This window comes from Micromonospora craniellae (assembly GCF_014764405.1).
In the GTDB taxonomy this organism is placed as follows: Bacteria; Actinomycetota; Actinomycetes; order Mycobacteriales; family Micromonosporaceae; genus Micromonospora; species Micromonospora craniellae.
Genome location: NZ_CP061725.1, coordinates 4,300,410 through 4,316,954 on the forward strand (window position 1 = coordinate 4,300,410; position 16,545 = coordinate 4,316,954).

General features: G+C 73.0%; 15 protein-coding genes. 10 read left to right on the forward strand and 5 right to left on the reverse strand.

The window, feature by feature from the left end; genetic code table 11:
* Positions 1–69: 69 nt before the first annotated feature.
* On the forward strand, positions 70–1,749 hold the full coding sequence (locus tag ID554_RS19550; protein WP_117226172.1) for a molybdopterin-dependent oxidoreductase: 1,680 nt from the start codon (positions 70–72) through the stop codon (positions 1,747–1,749).
* 82 nt (positions 1,750–1,831) lie between these two features.
* Here ID554_RS19550 and ID554_RS19555 read toward each other — a convergent pair whose 3' ends face one another.
* Positions 1,832–2,215: a WhiB family transcriptional regulator gene (locus ID554_RS19555; protein WP_117226171.1), complete on the reverse strand. Its 384-nt coding sequence runs from the start codon at positions 2,213–2,215 to the stop codon at positions 1,832–1,834.
* 254 nt (positions 2,216–2,469) lie between these two features.
* Between ID554_RS19555 and ID554_RS19560 the strand changes: the two genes are divergently transcribed.
* Positions 2,470–3,270, forward strand: a complete 801-nt coding sequence (locus ID554_RS19560) for a helix-turn-helix transcriptional regulator (protein ID WP_117226452.1) — start codon at positions 2,470–2,472, stop codon at positions 3,268–3,270.
* 20 nt (positions 3,271–3,290) lie between these two features.
* Here ID554_RS19560 and ID554_RS19565 read toward each other — a convergent pair whose 3' ends face one another.
* A complete protein-coding gene (locus ID554_RS19565; protein ID WP_117226451.1) occupies positions 3,291–3,701 on the reverse strand; it encodes a DUF5319 domain-containing protein in 411 nt (136 codons plus the stop codon).
* Positions 3,702–3,920: 219 nt separating this feature from the next.
* Between ID554_RS19565 and guaB the strand changes: the two genes are divergently transcribed.
* From guaB to ID554_RS19580, 3 genes are all read left to right on the forward strand, one after another.
* Positions 3,921–5,483 (forward strand): IMP dehydrogenase, encoded by a 1,563-nt coding sequence (gene guaB / locus ID554_RS19570; RefSeq protein ID WP_117226170.1) that lies wholly within the window; start codon positions 3,921–3,923, stop codon positions 5,481–5,483.
* 35 nt (positions 5,484–5,518) lie between these two features.
* Complete coding sequence (locus ID554_RS19575) at positions 5,519–6,637, forward strand: GuaB3 family IMP dehydrogenase-related protein (RefSeq protein WP_117226169.1); 1,119 nt, start codon at positions 5,519–5,521, stop codon at positions 6,635–6,637.
* Positions 6,638–6,752: 115 nt separating this feature from the next.
* Positions 6,753–8,171 carry a M1 family metallopeptidase gene (locus ID554_RS19580; protein ID WP_117226168.1) on the forward strand — a complete coding sequence of 473 codons (1,419 nt, stop codon included), beginning with the start codon at positions 6,753–6,755 and terminating at the stop codon, positions 8,169–8,171.
* Positions 8,172–8,248: 77 nt separating this feature from the next.
* On the opposite strand, the gene ID554_RS19585 is transcribed toward ID554_RS19580, so the two are convergent.
* Entirely contained in the window at positions 8,249–9,361 is a 1,113-nt protein-coding gene (locus tag ID554_RS19585) for an LCP family protein (protein ID WP_117226167.1), read from the reverse strand.
* 183 nt (positions 9,362–9,544) lie between these two features.
* Between ID554_RS19585 and ID554_RS19590 the strand changes: the two genes are divergently transcribed.
* Both ID554_RS19590 and guaA read left to right on the forward strand, forming a co-directional pair.
* Positions 9,545–9,682 (forward strand): hypothetical protein, encoded by a 138-nt coding sequence (locus tag ID554_RS19590; protein ID WP_191088584.1) that lies wholly within the window; start codon positions 9,545–9,547, stop codon positions 9,680–9,682.
* An 11-nt stretch (positions 9,683–9,693) separates the two neighbouring features.
* On the forward strand, positions 9,694–11,250 hold the full coding sequence (gene guaA / locus ID554_RS19595) for a glutamine-hydrolyzing GMP synthase (RefSeq protein WP_117226165.1): 1,557 nt from the start codon (positions 9,694–9,696) through the stop codon (positions 11,248–11,250).
* A 4-nt stretch (positions 11,251–11,254) separates the two neighbouring features.
* On the opposite strand, the gene ID554_RS33150 is transcribed toward guaA, so the two are convergent.
* The gene (locus ID554_RS33150) at positions 11,255–11,782 is read right to left on the reverse strand and encodes a PspC domain-containing protein (protein WP_117226164.1); all 528 of its coding nucleotides are present in this window, start codon (positions 11,780–11,782) and stop codon (positions 11,255–11,257) included.
* A 144-nt stretch (positions 11,783–11,926) separates the two neighbouring features.
* On the opposite strand from ID554_RS33150, the gene ID554_RS19605 reads away from it, so the two are divergent.
* From ID554_RS19605 to ID554_RS19615, 3 genes are all read left to right on the forward strand, one after another.
* Complete coding sequence (locus tag ID554_RS19605) at positions 11,927–12,874, forward strand: NUDIX hydrolase (RefSeq protein WP_117226163.1); 948 nt, start codon at positions 11,927–11,929, stop codon at positions 12,872–12,874.
* 93 nt (positions 12,875–12,967) lie between these two features.
* Positions 12,968–13,873, forward strand: a complete 906-nt coding sequence (locus ID554_RS19610) for an NUDIX hydrolase (RefSeq protein WP_117226162.1) — start codon at positions 12,968–12,970, stop codon at positions 13,871–13,873.
* A gap of 364 nt (positions 13,874–14,237) precedes the next feature.
* Positions 14,238–15,155 carry a CDP-alcohol phosphatidyltransferase family protein gene (locus ID554_RS19615; RefSeq protein ID WP_117226450.1) on the forward strand — a complete coding sequence of 306 codons (918 nt, stop codon included), beginning with the start codon at positions 14,238–14,240 and terminating at the stop codon, positions 15,153–15,155.
* Between the two features lie 64 nt (positions 15,156–15,219).
* On the opposite strand, the gene ID554_RS19620 is transcribed toward ID554_RS19615, so the two are convergent.
* Entirely contained in the window at positions 15,220–16,467 is a 1,248-nt protein-coding gene (locus ID554_RS19620; protein ID WP_117226161.1) for a phosphatidylserine decarboxylase, read from the reverse strand.
* Positions 16,468–16,545: the final 78 nt, after the last annotated feature.

The window sequence follows — 16,545 nt, forward strand, 5'->3', positions numbered from 1 at the left end:
GCGTTCCGGCCCGGTCACGCTCGGTCGAGGTGGCTACCGATCGGGCGTACGGTCGGAAACACTGGACCGGTGAGCAGTACGACGCCCCGGTACGCAGCCCTGGCCGGTGTCGCCGCCGCAGCGGCGGCCATCGGTGCCGCCGAAGTGGTGGCGGTGTTGACCGGCCCCCGTTCCGCCCCGCTGGTGGCGGTCGGTGGGCTGGTCGTGGACGCGGCCCCCGAGCCGGTGAAGCGGTTCGGGATCGCGGTCTTCGGCACGTACGACAAGATCGCTCTGCTGGTCGGGACGGGGGTGCTGCTGGCCGGTTTCGCCGCCCTGCTGGGCGTGCTGGCCGTCCGCCGCCTGGTGGTGGGCCTGGCCGGCATCGCGGCGTTCGCCGCACTGGGTGCCGGTGCGGCGCTGACCCGGGCCGGCGCGGACGGCCTGGACGTGCTGCCGCCGCTGGTCGGCGCGTTGGTCGGCGGCGTGACGCTCTGGGCGTTCGTCGCCGGGCCGCTGGAACTCGACCCGTGGCCCTGGTCCCCGCCGACCGAGCAGCGTCCACCCGGACCGGACGAGGCCGGACCGCAGCGTGCACATGAGCCGGCCGAGGCCGGGCCGCAGCATTCACCTGCGCCGGCAGCGGCGGGACCGCAGCATTCATCCGCGCCGGACGGGGCGGGTCCGCAGCGTGGTGCCGACCCGGAGTCGCGGCGGCGGTTCCTCACCGGTGTCGGCGCGGTGCTCGGGGTGGCCGTCGTCGGCGGTGCGGCCGGGCGGTGGTGGGCCGGCCGGCGCGGTGTCGCCGACGCCCGGGCTGCGATCAGGCTGCCCGCCCCGGTCTCCGCCGCGCCGCCGCTACCCGCCGGTGTCGACCTCCAGGTGCCGGGCGTGGCGCCCTTCGTCACCGAGAACCGGCGCTTCTACCGCATCGACACCGCCCTGGTGGTGCCGCAGGTGGATCCCCAGACGTGGCGGCTGCGCATCCATGGCCGGGTGCGCAACCCGGTGACGCTGAGCTTCGCGGACCTGCTGGCCCGGCCGATGGTGGAGCGGTACGTGACGCTGGCGTGCGTCTCCAACGAGGTCGGCGGCGACCTGATCGGCAACGCGCGGTGGCTCGGCGTACCGCTCCGGGAACTGCTCGACGAGGTGCAGCCGCTCGACGGCGCGGACCAGGTGGTCGGGCGCTCGGTGGACGGCTGGACCTGCGGCACCCCGACGGTGGTGCTGCGGGACGGGCGGGACGCGTTGCTCGCCGTCGGCATGAACGGCGAGCCGCTGCCGGTGGCGCACGGATTCCCCGCCCGGATGGTGGTGCCCGGCCTTTACGGGTACGTGTCGGCGTGCAAGTGGATCACCGAGCTGGAGCTGACCAGCTTCGCGGACTTCGACGCGTACTGGGTACCACGGGGCTGGTCGGCCGAGGGGCCGGTGAAGACGCAGTCGCGGATCGACACGCCCCGCCCGCGTAACCGTCCGGCCGCCGGCCCGGTCACCGTGGCCGGGGTGGCGTGGGCGCAGCACCGGGGCGTACGCCGGGTCGAGGTACGCGTCGACGGCGGGCCCTGGCAGGAGGCGGAGCTGGCGCCGACGGCCTCGGTGGACACCTGGGTGCAGTGGTCCTGGCGGTGGGAGGCGACGCCCGGCGAGCACACCCTCCAGGTCCGGGCGACCGACGCCGCCGGCGAGGCGCAGACCGAGCAGCGGCGGGGCGTGGCACCGGACGGCGCGACGGGCTGGCACTCGGTCACCCTGACGGTCGAGTGACGCACAGACCGACGCCGCGCTTCTGACGCAAAGGCCGACGCCGCGCTTCCGGGGGCGGGAGCGCGACGTCGGGGCCGTTCGGTCAGGCGACGTTGCGTTGGGCCGGGAGGGTCGACTTGTGGGAGCTGCCCAGGCGGGCCTCCAGCCGGTTGACGTCGACCCGGGTCTGCCGACGGTCGGCGAGGTCCTCCCAGCCGACCGCGAGCAGGCGCAGCCGCTCCGACTCGCTGAACCCGCCCCACACGCCGTACGGCTCCCGCACCGCCAGCGCGTGCGCGGCGCACTCGGCGCGTACCGGGCAGGCGCGGCAGACGTTCTTGGCGGAGGACTCGCGCCGGAGCCGGGAGGATCCGCGCTCGCCGTCGGGGTGGAAGAACTGGGCACTGTCGCGGCCACGGCAGGAGCCGAGCCGCTGCCAGTCCCACAGGTCGATGATGGGTCCCGGCAGTCTACGTACGTTCGACATCTTGCACCCCTCCTCTCGCGCGGCACCGCGAGATACTTCGTGGCCGGCTGTCCGGGCGGCGGGCCGCGCAGGCGCACCGTTCCCGGCCTGAGCCCTCGGTACCCAACCCCTTCTCGGCTCACACGTGTGTGATCCAAAAGCTTTGGCGGATTGGGGCATATGCACTATCTGTCGGAAAAGTTAGAAGAGTTGCCGGGAACCCCCTCCCGACCACACCCGGTCATGGTCTGCTCGTGTGCGGAGAGGAGATCACAGTGCGTACGGTTCTCGTGTGCGTTCGGACGCCGCTCGCGGCGCAGCACCTGACCTCCGCGGCAGCGCGGTTGGGACTGTCGGGTGCGGTCCGGACGGCGGTCTCCGATCCGGAGGTGATGCTGCGGCTCGCCGAGCGCCCCGCCGACGTGGTGCTCGCCGACACCGCCATCACCCGGCCCGACAGCGCCGGCTTCGTCCGCCGGGTCCTGGCCCGCGCGCCGCAGGCCAGCGTGCTGCTGCTCGGCGCGGAGGAGTCCGAGGCGGCGGCGGCGACCATCAGCGCCGGTGCACGCGGACTGATCCAGGGCGTGGACCACGATCTCACCAGCGCGGTCGCCAAGGCGCTGCTGCTGCTGGCCGCCTCCGGTCGGGCCAACCGGCCCCGGATCGCCGACCCGGCACGGGACACCGCCGCCGTCGGCGGCCCCGGCCGCCCGGCCCCCGGCACCCGGCCCACCACCGGCGAGGCCGCGTCGGCCTGGCCGGGCGGGGACGCCGCCGGTGGCCCGGCGATGGTGCCGGTGCAGCGGGGCGACGACCCGGCCGAGCCGGACGCCGCCCCCGAGACCGGCAAGGCCGCCCCGGCACGGGCCGACCGGCCCACCGTCGGCCTCACCGAACGGGAACTTCAGGTGCTGCTCGGCATGGCCGAGGGCAAGAGCAACGCCGAGATCGGCCGCGAGCTGTTCGTCTCCGAGGACACCGTGAAGACCCACGCTCGGAGGCTGTTCCGCAAGCTGGGCGCCCGGGACCGGGCGCACGCGGTGGCTGCCGGCTTCCGGGCCGGCCTGGTCGCCTGAACCGAAGGGCCGGACTGCGCTCAGTCCCGGCCGGCGGACTCGTCCTCGGTGCCCTCGCTGAGCGTGTCGTGCACCCCGTCGGCGTAACCCCGGGCGTAGTCCCAGGTGACGTAGTGGTCCGGGTCGGGGTCGTAGGCCGGCTCGTGCACCCGGGGGCGGCCCGAGCTGAGCAGGTGGCGCAGGTTGCCCCGGAGCAGGTCCCAGTCGAAGTAGTGCGGTTCCCGGCAGTCCTCACACTCGATGACGAGCCCGCGTACGCCGATCGGCGCCAGCAGCGCCTGGTAGATCTCCAGATCGGCGAGGTCTTCCAGCACGTCCTGGCGTTCGACATCGGTCAGCGGGTCGAGCGGGGCGTCGCGACCGGGGCCGTCCAGATCGGCCGACGGGTCGGTCGGATCGCCGGTGAACGGATCGATGGGCTCGTCGTGCACCCCCTCACCGTAGACCCAAGGCACGTCCGACGCCTGTCCCCCTTCGCGCGAGCCGACGTACCCCCAAGGTCGCCGCCACCCCGCCGGGCGGGCCGCCGGACGCGGGCGCCGCCCCGGCGGCTGGGTACGATGGGGCTGACGCACCCTCGCCCGGCGCTCGCCGGTGCCCACCCGTGCCACTTCGCTGAAGCCCCGTTCGACCAGCTCAGGAGAGCAATCGTGGAGAATTCGCCCCGTTCCGACCTTTTCGCCGGCACCGAGGGTGGCGAGCTGGGCGGCCATCTGCCCGAGTTGCCGGCCGGCTCCGCCCGGGTGGTGCCGCTGGGGCTGACCTTCGACGACGTACTGCTCCAGCCCGGTGAGTCGGACGTGGTGCCCAGCCGGGTGAACACCGTCACCCGGCTGACCCGCAACGTGACGCTCTCCATCCCGCTGCTGTCCAGCGCGATGGACACGGTGACCGAGGCGCGGATGGCGATCGCCATGGCCCGCCAGGGCGGCATCGGCGTCCTGCACCGCAACCTCTCGGTCGAGGACCAGGCGCTCCAGGTGGACCTGGTCAAGCGCTCCGAGTCCGGCATGATCACCAACCCGGTCACCGCCAGCCCCGACGACACGCTGCGCGAGGTCGACCAGCTCTGCGGGCGATACCGCATCTCCGGTGTGCCGGTGGTGGACGGCCAGGGCCAGCTCGTCGGCATCGTCACCAACCGTGACATGCGCTTCGTCTCCGACCCGGCCACTCCGGTCCGCGACATCATGACCCGCGCGCCGCTGGTCACCGCGCCGGTCGGGGTGACCAAGGAGGACGCGCTCGACCTGCTGCGCCAGCACAAGGTGGAGAAGCTGCCGATCGTCGACGGGTCCGGCAAGCTGCGCGGCCTGATCACCGTGAAGGACTTCACCAAGAGCGAGCAGTACCCGAGCGCCACCAAGGACGACGCGGGCCGGCTGCGGGTGGCCGCCGCGATCGGTGTGGGCGAGGACTCGTACAAGCGGGCCCGCGCGCTCGTCGACGCCGGGGTCGACGTGATCATCGTGGACACCGCGCACGGTCACCAGCGGGCCGTGCTGGAGATGGTCAACCGGCTCAAGAAGGACGTCGCGATCGATATCGTCGGCGGCAACGTGGCGACCTACGCCGGGGCGAAGGCCCTGGTCGACGCCGGTGCCGACGGCGTCAAGGTGGGCGTCGGCCCGGGTGCCATCTGTACCACCCGGATCGTGGCCGGCGTCGGCGTGCCGCAGATCACGGCGATCATGGAGGCCGCCCGCGCGGCCCGCCCGGCCGGTGTGCCGGTGATTGGCGACGGCGGCATCCAATACTCCGGCGACATCGCCAAGGCGCTGGTCTCCGGCGCCGACACGGTGATGCTCGGCAGCCTGCTGGCCGGCTGCGAGGAGAGCCCGGGTGAGCTGATCTTCGTCAACGGCAAGCAGTTCAAGGCGTACCGCGGGATGGGTTCGCTCGGTGCCATGCAGTCCCGGGGCCAGGCCAAGTCGTACTCCAAGGACCGTTACTTCCAGCAGGACGTGACCAGCGACGAGAAGCTGGTCCCGGAGGGCGTCGAGGGCCAGGTTCCCTACCGTGGGCCGCTCGCCCGGGTGGCCCACCAGCTCGTCGGCGGCCTGCGGCTGGCGATGGGGTACGCGGGCGCGGAGAGCATCGTCGAGCTGCACGAGCGCGGTCAGCTCATCCGGATCACGGCGGCCGGGCTCAAGGAGAGCCACCCGCACGACATCCAGATGACCGTCGAGGCACCTAACTACCACACCCGCTGACACCCCCTCCACCCCCGAAGACATCTGGAGTCCCCATGCGTGACGTGGTCGAGATCGGGCTGGGCAAGACCGCGCAGCGCGGCTACCACCTGGACGACATCGCGATCGTGCCGAGCCGCCGCACCCGGGACGTCGACGACGTCTCCACCGGTTGGCAGCTCGACGCGTACCAGTTCGGCATCCCCTGTGTCGGGCACCCCTCCGACGCGACGATGAGCCCGGCCTCGGCGGTCCGGCTCGGTGAGCTGGGCGGCCTCGGCGTGCTCAACGTCGAGGGGCTGTGGACCCGGTACGAGAACCCGGCCAAGGTGCTGGAGGAACTGGCCGACCTCGGCGAGGACGCCCGCGCCACCAAGCGGCTCCAGGAGGTGTACGCCGAGCCGATCCGGCCCGACCTGATCACCGAGCGGGTCCGCGAGCTGCGGGAGGGCGGCAGCACGGTGGCCGTCCGGGTGTCCCCGCAGCACACCCTGGCGCTGGCCCCGGTCATCCTCGACGCGGGCGTCGACCTGCTGGTCATCCAGGGCACGATCGTCTCGGCCGAGCACGTCTCGACCACAGACGAACCGCTCAACCTCAAGGAGTTCATCGCCGACCTGGACCTGCCGGTCATCGTCGGCGGCTGCACCGACTACAAGACCGCGCTGCACCTGATGCGGACCGGGGCGGCGGGCGTGATCGTCGGCATCGGCGGGGACGAGTGGTCCACCACCGAGTCGGTGCTCGGGATCCGGGTGCCGATGGCCACCGCGATCGCCGACGCCGCCGCGGCCCGCCGGGACTACCTGGACGAGACCGGTGGGCGGTACGTGCACCTGATCGCCGACGGCGACATCCGTACCTCCGGTGACATCGCCAAGGCGCTCGGCTGCGGGGCGGACGCGGTGATGCTCGGTGAGCCGCTGTCGCTCTGCGCGGAGGCGCCGGCCGGCGGCGCCTGGTGGCACTCGGCGGCCAGCCATCCGTCGCTGCCCCGGGGCGCGTTCGAGGTGGCCGGTGAGCCGCTGGGCTCGATGGAGCGCCTCCTGTTCGGCCCCGCCGACGAGCCCGACGGCCAGCTCAACCTCTTTGGCGGCCTGCGCCGGGCGATGGCCAAGTGCGGCTACCGCGACCTCAAGGAGTTCCAGCGCGTGGGCCTGGTCCTGGACCGCTGACCCCGGCCACTGCGTCGATCATGGAGTTCTGGCACCCGACCTGTGCTGGTTTCGAGTGGTTCGCCACCGCCACAACTCCATGATCGACAGGGCAGGCGGCGGTAGGCTCTGGCGGATGAGCAGGGGTTCGGGGCGGCGGTGGCGGGCTGGGGCGGTGGCCGTGGTGGCCGCGGTCGGGTTGGTCAGCTGCACGGGGGACCGCGAAGCCGCGGACCGGGACGGGTTCCGGGCGGGCAGTGTCGACCTGGCCGACCCGTACGTGCCGGGCAGCGGCAACGGCGGGTACGACGTGGACCACTACCGGCTGGCGGTGCGCTACGACCCGGCCGACGACCGGCTCACCGGCCGGGCCGAGGTCAGGGCGACCGCGACCCACGGGCTGTCCCGCTTCAACCTGGACCTGACCGGGCTGGCGGTCGACACGGTCACCGTGGACGGCACACCGGCGCAGCATCGGCACGCCGACGGCGAACTGACCGTCACCCCGCGCCGGGGACTCCCCGAGGGCAGCCGGTTCACCGTCGAGGTGGCGTACGCCGGTGTGCCGCAGCCGATCGCCGACAACCTGCTGGGCAGCGGCGGCTTCCAGCACACCGACGACGGCGCGATCGCGCTCGGTCAGCCCCGGTCGGCGTCGACCTGGTTCCCGGTCAACGACCACCCCTCCGACAAGGCCACGTACGACATCGAGGTGACCGTCCCGGACGGCCTCGCCGCGTTGAGCAACGGGGTGCCGGGGGAGCGGACCAGCGCCGACGGCTGGACCACCTGGCGGTGGGCCGAGCGGTCGCCGATGGCGAGCTACCTGACCACCCTGGTGATCGGTGACTACCGGGTCGACACCGGCACCCACGGCGGTAGGCCGCTGGTCACCGCCGTGCCGACCGGGATGCCCGCCACCGGTCCGCAGGCCCGGTCCCTGGCCCGCACCGGTGAGATCGCCGACTTCCTGGCCGGCCGCTTCGGGCCGTACCCGTTCGAGGCGTACGGCGGGGTGGTGGTCGACGACAGCCGCATCGGGTACGCGCTGGAGACGCAGTCGCGGCCGGTCTACGGGCCGGGCTTCTTCCGCGAGGGCGAACCGAACTACGCGGTGGTCGCGCACGAGCTGGCCCACCAGTGGTTCGGCAACAGCGTGGCGCTGGCCCGCTGGGGTGACATCTGGCTCAACGAGGGCTTCGCCAGCTACGCCGAGTGGCTGTGGGCGGAGCACGACGGCGGGCGTACCGCCCAGCGCAGCTTCGAACTCCAGTACGCCGACACGGACTGGTCGCGGCCCACCCTCGACCCGGGTCCGGGCCAGATGTTCAGCACCGCCGTCTACAAGCGCGGGGCGCTGGTGGTGCACGCGTTGCGCCGTACCGTGGGCGACGACGCCTTCTTCGAGATCCTGCGTTCCTGGACCACGGAACGCCGGGACGGTACCGCCACCACCAGTGACTTCGTCGCCCTGTCCGAGCGGGTCTCCGGACGGTCGCTGGGCACCTTCTTCGACACCTGGCTCACCGGCGCCACCCCGCCCGGCCTGCCATAGAACGCCCTGCCTGCCAGGCGCCAAGACGGCAGATGGCGGGCGACAGGCGGCGGCGGGCGACGGACGCCGAGCGCTGCTCAGCCCGGCACGGTGAGCGTCGGGTGCTCGGCGAGGTACGCGTCCACCCGCCCTTCGCGTAGCGCGGTCAGGAACCGGCGACCGACGGGGGTCAGTTCCTCGCCCCGGTACCTGCCGCCCCGGCCGACCGACGTCCCGGGCAGGCCGACCAGCGTTAGCGTGTCCGGTGACAGCGTGCTGAGCGCGTACGCGAACTCGACGATCCGCCGCCCGCCGACATAGACCATGGCGTCGCCGAGCGCGGCGACCACCTGCTTGACCCGCTGCGGCTGCCGGGCCAGGTCGTCGGCGAGGATCCTGCCGATCAAGGCGCGGACGAGCTGCTGATGGTGCCGCTGCCGGGTGTAGTCGCCGCCGGGCAGGTAGCGCTGGCGTGCGTAGTCAAGCGCCTGCCAGCCGTTGAGGTGCTGGTCACCCGGCTCGTAGACCATCCGAGGTCCGACGTAGCCGCCGACGCCGGGGCCGGGCTTGCGGTGCTTGCCGTCCGGCTGGCGGTGCCGGGAGACGACCCGCTGGTCGACGTGGATGTCCACCCCGCCGAGGCTGTCCACCAGCTTGTCGAAGCCGCCGAAGGTGAGCACCGCGCCCGCGTCGATGCGCAGGCCGGTGAACTCGCTGACGGTGCGGCGCAGCAGCTCGTACCCCTGGGCCGGGTCGGGCCTGTCCGGTCGGTCCGGGACCCGGCTGCCGTTGCTCATCGCGTGGGTGAGCTTGGTCCGTCCACCCCGGTAGTCGGCGGCCGGGAACGCCGGGATGTCCACCAGCAGGTCGCGGGGGAGTGAGAAGAGGTACCCACGGGACAACCCCGCCGGGACGTGCAGCATCAGGACGGCGTCGGCGTTCGGCTGCCAGTCGGGCACGCTGACCCGGGTGTCGATGCCGACCAGCAGCAGGTTGAGCGGGCCGGTGATGTCGGCGCCCGGTGGGGGCGTACTCGGGACCGGGCTGGGCGACGCGGTCGGCGAGGTGGCGACGTCGGTGGGCGCGGCGGCCGGCGCACGGTCGTCGTAGACCGTCCGGGCCACCGCCACCGCGCCGACGGCCACCACCGCCACCGTGACCAGGCCGGCTACCGCCAGTGTCAGCCGTCTGCGGTCTCCTCCGAACGCCATCCCCCGCCTCCTCCTGCGTTGCCGGGCCACCGCCACGCGGCGGACCCGGGGTCACGTCCGACCGGTCCGCAGGCGTCCGGGACGGCGTCGTGGCACGCGTCGGGCCCACGGCGGTCGGGTGCGCTGCATGATGGCGCGAAACCGCGCCTGGCGCGAGATCTACTCACGAGTAATGATGCGTGCATGCGGTACGACGTGGCCGTGATCGGGTCGGGCTTCGGCGGCGGCGTCGCCGCGCTGCGCTGGTTCGTCGATGCCGCCCGCCCGACGGGTGGTGGGACCGCGCAGGGCGCAGCCGGGCCGACCGGTGACTGTCGGTAGGCTTCGTGCACATGAGCCTGCCGCGTCCTGTCCTCGTGGTCGACTTCGGTGCCCAGTACGCCCAACTGATCGCCCGCCGGGTACGCGAGGCGAGGGTCTATTCCGAGATCGTCCCGCACACCATGCCCGTGGCCGAGATGCTGGCCAGGAACCCGGCCGCGATCATCCTCTCCGGTGGTCCGTCCAGCGTCTACGAGCCGGGCGCGCCGCAGGTGGACGACGGGCTGTTCCACACCGGTGTGCCGGTCTTCGGCATCTGCTACGGGTTCCAGGCGATGGCCCGCTCGCTCGGCGGCACGGTGGCCCGCACCGGCAACCGCGAGTACGGCGGCACCCCGCTGCGGCCCCGCCTGCTCGATCCGGGTGTGCTGCTCCGCGACCTCCCGGCCGACCTGCCGGTCTGGATGAGCCACGGCGACTGCGTCACCGAGGCGCCCGAGGGCTTCACGGTGACCGCCGAGTCGGCAGGCGCGCCGGTCGCCGCCTTCGAGGACCTCGCCGGTCGGCGGGCCGGCGTGCAGTTCCACCCCGAGGTGGGGCACACCGCGCACGGGCAGGAGATGCTGACCCGCTTCCTCTACGAGATCGCCGAGATCGAGCCGACCTGGACTCCCGAGAACATCATCGACGAGCAGGTGGCCCGGATCCGCGAGCAGGTGGGCGACAAGGAGGTCATCTGCGGTCTGAGCGGCGGCGTGGACTCCGCGGTCGCCGCCGCGCTGGTACACAGGGCCGTCGGTGACCAGCTCACCTGCGTCTTCGTCGACCACGGCCTGCTGCGCGCGGGCGAGGCCGAGCAGGTCGAGAAGGACTACGTCGCCGCCACCGGCATCAAGCTCAAGGTGGTCGACGCCGCCGACCGGTTCCTCGGTGCGCTGGCCGGGGTGACCGACCCGGAGCAGAAGCGCAAGATCATCGGCCGGGAGTTCATCCGGGTCTTCGAGGCCGCCGCCCGGGAGGTCGCCGCGCACGGTGACGTCGAGTTCCTGGTGCAGGGCACGCTCTACCCGGACGTGGTCGAGTCCGGTGGCGGCACCGGCACCGCCAACATCAAGAGCCACCACAACGTCGGCGGGCTGCCCGACGACCTCAAGTTCGCCCTGGTCGAGCCGCTGCGCACGCTGTTCAAGGACGAGGTCCGCACGCTCGGCCTCCAGCTCGGCCTGCCCGAGGCGATGGTCTGGCGGCACCCGTTCCCCGGCCCCGGCCTGGCCATCCGGATCATCGGCGCGGTCGACCAGGAGCGGCTGGACCTGCTCCGCCGGGCCGACTTCATCGCCCGACAGGAGCTCAGCGCCGCCGGGCTGGACCGCGACGTCTGGCAGTTCCCGGTGGTGCTGCTGGCCGACGTGCGCAGCGTCGGCGTACAGGGCGACGGGCGCAGCTACGGTCACCCCGTGGTGCTGCGCCCGGTCTCCAGCGAGGACGCGATGACCGCCGACTGGTCCCGCCTGCCCTACGACGTGATCGCGCGGATCTCCACCCGGATCACCAACGAGGTGGCCGAGGTGAACCGGGTGGTCCTGGACGTCACCAGCAAGCCACCGGGCACCATCGAGTGGGAGTGACTCCTCAGGCTGCCGGTCGGTCCGGCGGCTGAGGCGCCGTTCCGGAGGCCGGCTGTGGCCCGGCCTCCGGCCCTGGCTCGGCGACCAGTGGCTCCGGCTGGGCGACCGGCGGCTCCGGCAGGGCGGACGCCGCGTGCGGACCGTCCGGGGCCTGCGGAGTGTGCGGGGCCGGTGGCGCCTCGTGCGGGGCTGCCACCGGGCCGGTGGGCGTCCCTCCGGGGCCGGGGAAGGGCCAGGCGGGGTGCGGCGGGCCTCCGGTGGGTCCGGGCGGCGGTGCGGCGTACGGCGCCGTGCCCGCCGGGTGCGGCCAGGCCGGCGCGCCGGCCGGCTCCTCCGGCATCAGGAACCACATGACCGGGTACGCGAGCGCGGCGACCCCGCCGGTCAGCAGCGTGACGACGGCGAAGCCGACGCGGACCAGGGCGGGGTCGACGGCGAAGTAGCGGCCGACGCCGCTGGCCACGCCGGCGATCATTCGGTCGGTGGTCGGGCGACGCAACTGCTTGTACGGGGCCTGAGATGTGGAAGTCATGTCTCCACGTTCCGCCTCACGGCGCGCATCGACCTCGGTGATGGCCCGGAGCCTTACCCTGACCTATCCCTCAGGGGCGAGTGATCAGTCAGGAATCCGACTCTTTTCCGCAGTGGTAACCGGTCACGGGGAGAATTTGGCTCCGTGACCACCATGCTGGAGCCGCTTCGCAGGATCGCGGCATATGCAGTCTGTGCTGATTCGGTAGGCCGAGTGTTGCTGGTCCGCGCATCGGAGCGCTCCGGCACACCCGGCACATGGTCCCTGCCCGGTGGGGCGGTCGACCACGGCGAGGACCCGCACCACACCGTCGTCCGCGAGACCGCCGCCGAGACCGGCCTGTCGGTAGCCGTGTCCGGCCTCCAGGACGTCCTGGCCGACATGCGTGCCCTGCCCGAACGGGGCATCACCATCCACACCGACCGGCTGCTCTACCAGGTCTCGGTCCGGGGCGGTTCGTTGATCGACCGAGTCGACCGGCCGACCGACCTGGCCCGCTGGTTCACCCGGGAGGAGGCGCGGCAGCTGCCGCTGCGCTCCTTCACCGCCCGCGCGCTGGGGCTGCCGGCCTCCTCGGCGGACATCGTCCCCGACGAGGCGCCGGAGTTCCCCTCCTTCTACGCGGTGCCCGGCCCGGACGGGCTGCACCGGGCACAGCGCTTCGCCGCGTACGCCGTCGTCACCGACCCGGACGGGCGGGTGCTGCTGACCCGGGTCTCCGACGGCTACCCGGGTGCGGGCTGCTGGCACCTGCCCGGCGGCGGCACCGACTACGGCGAGCAGCCGGGCGCCGCGCTGATCCGGGAGCTGGTCGAGGAGACCGGGCAGACCGGGCGGCTGGTCGAGCTGCTCGGGGTCGCCAGTCACCGGGACGCCGCCTCGCTCGGCCCGGAGGGCTATCCGATCGACTGGCACGGCGTGCGTGCCTTCTACCGCGTCGTGGTGGACCAGCCCGCCCCACCCACCGTCGCCGACGTCGGCGGCTCCACCTGCGAGGCCCGCTGGTTCGCCCGGGACGAGCTGGGTGCCCTGCCCACCGACCGGCTCACCGAGGTCACGGCGGAGGCCGTGCAGGCCGCTCGGCTCACCTGACGTCACCCGCCCGACGGTCGTGGGGTTGGCGGCGAGAAGCGCGGATGCGCCCGTCAACTTCATGATCGATCCTGGCCGCACTAGGGTCGGGTCGTGGAACAGGTGCGGCGGGTCGGGGCGTACGGGGTGCTGCGGGACGCCGAGCGCCGGGCGCTGCTGGTGCGGGGCTCGGCGGAGGCGGACTTCCCCGTGGTGTGGTCGCTGCCCGGCGGCGGCCTGGAGCACGCCGAGCATCCCGTCGACGCGGTGGTCCGCGAGGTCGCCGAGGAGACCGGCCTGGCCGTCGAGGTGACCGGGCTGCGGGCGGTCGTCGCGGACGTGACGCCGTACCCGGATCTCGGGGTGGCCCTGCACACCGACCGGGTGCTGTTCGACGTGACCCCGTTGGGTGGGCTGCTGCGGGCCGAGCCCGCCGGCACCACCAACCTGGCCGGCTGGTTCACCTCGGCCGAGGCGTCCGCGCTGCCGCTGTTGCCCTTCACCGCCGAGGCGCTCGGCCTGCCGGTCGTCCCGCTGCCGCCGGAGGCGCTGCGCCGTACGGCGCCCTTCCCGCCTTCCGACGCCCGTCGACGGCAGCGTTTCGGGGCGTACGGCGTGGTCACCGATCCGGCGGGTCGGGTGCTGCTGTCGTTGATCGCGGACGGCTATCCGGGAGCCGGTCGCTGGCACCTGCCCGGCGGCGGTACGGATCATGGCGAACAGCCGGTCACCGCGCTGCTACGGGAACTGGTCGAGGAGTCCGGCCAACTGGGTCGGGTGACCGAGTTGATCGTGGTGGACAATCTGCACAATCCGGCCGCGCTGGGTCCGGAGGGCTATCCGCTCGACTGGCACGGGGTCCGGGTCGTCTACCGGGTCCTGGTCGATCTTCCGACCGTACCCAAGGTGACCGAACTGGCCGGTGGCTCGACCGCTGACTCTGCCTGGTTCACCATTTCTGAGCTGCAAGAACTCCCATTGACGGAGATCGCCTCGGAGGCGCTCGCCGCACTCGCGTGACGCTCGTCGCGGTGCCGTCCGGGCCTGCGCTCACCGGGCCGGTCATGACGGCCTCCGGTACAGTCGGGGTAGGGCTGACGACAAAATCGGGCAGGAAGTCCGGGATGGGAATAAGACGGCGGTTTGCGCGGTTCGGGCAGATATAAGTACCGACGGTAGCTATCGCCAATCCCCATCCCCCTATGCAATGGTGTACTCCGCAAAACGGCTGCCGGGTCGAAGAGACCCGGCACGAGAGAGCCGGACGCCGGCCCCTGGTGGCGGCCAGCGATCCGGTGATGGAGGAAGCGTGCCGAGAGCCCCATGGCGCCGGCGTCGTACCACTGACAGCCCGCGTCCCGCCGGGCGCAACTGGACGGGCCCGCTGCGCCGCAGCGGCAGTCTCGCCCGCCAGGTCCTGTTGGTCCGCGTCGGTCGTCGAGGTGTGGAGGTGGGCGGCACGGCGGACGTGCTGCCCGAGCCGAGGTACCAGGACCGCCCGCGTCGCCGGTACGGCCTGCAGCGGTTTCACCGCACACGGATCGAGACGATCGCCCCGGTCAGCCCCACCGTCGTGCCGGCTCCGATGGTGGACGAGCCCGCGGCGACACCGATCCCGCTGCTCCCCGGCGAGCAGACGATGGGCCGGCGGGTGAAGTTCGCCCTGGTCAACGCCTGCACCCTGGCCAGCCTGCTGCTGGGTATCACCGCGATCTTCGTCGCCATGCGTGGCGACGTACAACTGGCCGCCCTGCTCCTCATCGCGTGCGTCGCCTTCGACGGCCTCGACGGCGCGCTGGCCCGCAAGCTCGGGGTCTCCAGCCACTTCGGCGCGCAGATGGACTCGCTGGCCGACATGTGCTCGTTCGGTCTCGCCGCGCCGGTGGTGGTCTACGCCTCGCTCGCCGGTGAGGTGCCGACGGCCGCCGCCGGGGTGGCCGCCGCACTGGTGGCCGCCTGCGCCGCGATCCGGCTGGCCCGGTTCAACGTCTCGCCCAAGGACGGCCGGTTCTTCTGCGGCGTGCCGACCACCATGGCGGCGGCCGTGCTCGCCCTGATGGTCGTGATCGGCCTGCCGGTGCCCGGTGTGGTGCAGGTCGCCGGAGTCGCGCTGCTCGCCTTCACCATGGTCAGCAGCTTCCCGTACGCGAAGCTCGCGCGGCTGGTCAAGCTGCCGCCGTGGGTCTGGGTCGCCCCGGTGCTCGGCGCGTTGATCGACATCCGGGTCACCTTCGGTCTGATCGTGGTGGGCTACCTGGTCAGTGGGCCGGTGCTCTGGCTTCGGCAGCGCCGCACCATCTGACCTGCCCGACATCGCAGAAAGGGGCGCCGCGGTTCTCGACCGCGGCGCCCCTTTCTCTCGCCGGTCAGCGCCAGCGGGCGATGACGCTGGACCCGCCGACGACCTTGTCGCCCGGCCCGACCAGCGGCTCGGCGGCCTCGGCCGGCAGGTAGACGTCGGTACGCGAACCGAACCGGATCAGGCCGAACCGCTCGCCCCGGGCCAGCAGCGCGCCGATCGGGGCCCGCTGCACGATCCGTCGCGCGATCAGGCCGGTCCGCTGGGCCACCACGACGGTGCCGTGCGCGGTGTCCAACACCGTGTACGCGGCCACGTTGTGCTCCGCGTCCGGCTTCATCGCGTTGACGAACCCGCCGTCGGCGACGAAGTAGTCCACCACCTTGCCCGCCACCGGGGCGCGGTTGACGTGCACGTCGAGCACCGAGAGGAAGACCGCGACCCGCAGGAACTCGCCGTCGCCGAAGCGCTCGTCGTGCAGGCGCTGCACCGACAGCACCTCGCCGTCGGCGGCGGCCACCACGGCCGACGGGTCCTCCGGCACGTCCCGCTCCGGGTCACGGAAGAAGGCGGCCACGGGTGCGGCGGCCAGCGCGGGCAGCAGCCAGAGCTTCGACTTCGGCCGGGCCAGCCGGGTCAGCGCGGCCAGCCCGAGGGCGATGCCGGCGGCGGCCACACCGTTGGAGTCGATGTGCATGTCGCGGGTCAGCGGCACGCTCGACGGGCGGTAGGCGGGGGCGAGGCGCTCCGCCGACGCGGCGTCGGCCGGCGTGAAGCGGAGCCGGTAGACGCGCACCGGCGGCGAGTTGCGCAGCACCAGGTCGGCACCGACGCCGTGCAGCGCGCCCTGCCGCTCCAACTCGGCGGCCGCGCCGGCGGTCCGGCCCACCGCGGTGGCCACGGTGAGCACCCCGCCGTCGGCCAGGTACTTGGTCAGCTCCTCGACGGCGCTCCGGGTCTCGTCCGCGGTGCCGACGAACGGCTCACCGGCGACCACCACGGTGGCGGGCTCGGCCTCGGTGAGGCTGTCCACCACCCGGACCCGGTCGGCGACCCAGCATCCCTGGGCGGTGACGTGTTCCCGCAGCGCCGTCGCGCTGACCTGTTCGGTGGGCACCAGGGTGAGGGTGTCGCCGGGCAGCAGCGCGTCGATCGCCGCGGCCAGCACAGCGGACTCCGGGGCCGCGCCCACCAGCAGGGCGGCCTTCGGGTCGTTGATCCGAGCGAACTCGGCGACGAGGGTACGGGCGGCACGCTCGCCGAGGCGGACCGGACCGGACCGGCCGGGAACACGCACGGCGGGGGACTGGGTCATGTCGAACAGGCTCCTGACGAGGTAGAGGCGACTGTCGCGAGATCACCGCCAGCGGCGGGACGGACCCGCAACGGACGG

Bases quoted from the DNA above. Each gene is read 5' to 3' on its own strand.
- ID554_RS19555 (WP_117226171.1), bottom strand. From the start codon at position 2,215: ATGTCGAACGTACGTAGACTGCCGGGACCCATCATCGACCTGTGGGAC.
- ID554_RS19575 (WP_117226169.1), top strand. From the start codon at position 5,519: ATGCGTGACGTGGTCGAGATCGGGCTGGGCAAGACCGCGCAGCGCGGC.
- ID554_RS19580 (WP_117226168.1), top strand. From the start codon at position 6,753: ATGAGCAGGGGTTCGGGGCGGCGGTGGCGGGCTGGGGCGGTGGCCGTG.
- ID554_RS19585 (WP_117226167.1), bottom strand. From the start codon at position 9,361: ATGGCGTTCGGAGGAGACCGCAGACGGCTGACACTGGCGGTAGCCGGC.
- ID554_RS19590 (WP_191088584.1), top strand. From the start codon at position 9,545: ATGCGGTACGACGTGGCCGTGATCGGGTCGGGCTTCGGCGGCGGCGTC.
- guaA (WP_117226165.1), top strand. From the start codon at position 9,694: ATGAGCCTGCCGCGTCCTGTCCTCGTGGTCGACTTCGGTGCCCAGTAC.
- ID554_RS33150 (WP_117226164.1), bottom strand. From the start codon at position 11,782: ATGACTTCCACATCTCAGGCCCCGTACAAGCAGTTGCGTCGCCCGACC.
- ID554_RS19620 (WP_117226161.1), bottom strand. From the start codon at position 16,467: ATGACCCAGTCCCCCGCCGTGCGTGTTCCCGGCCGGTCCGGTCCGGTC.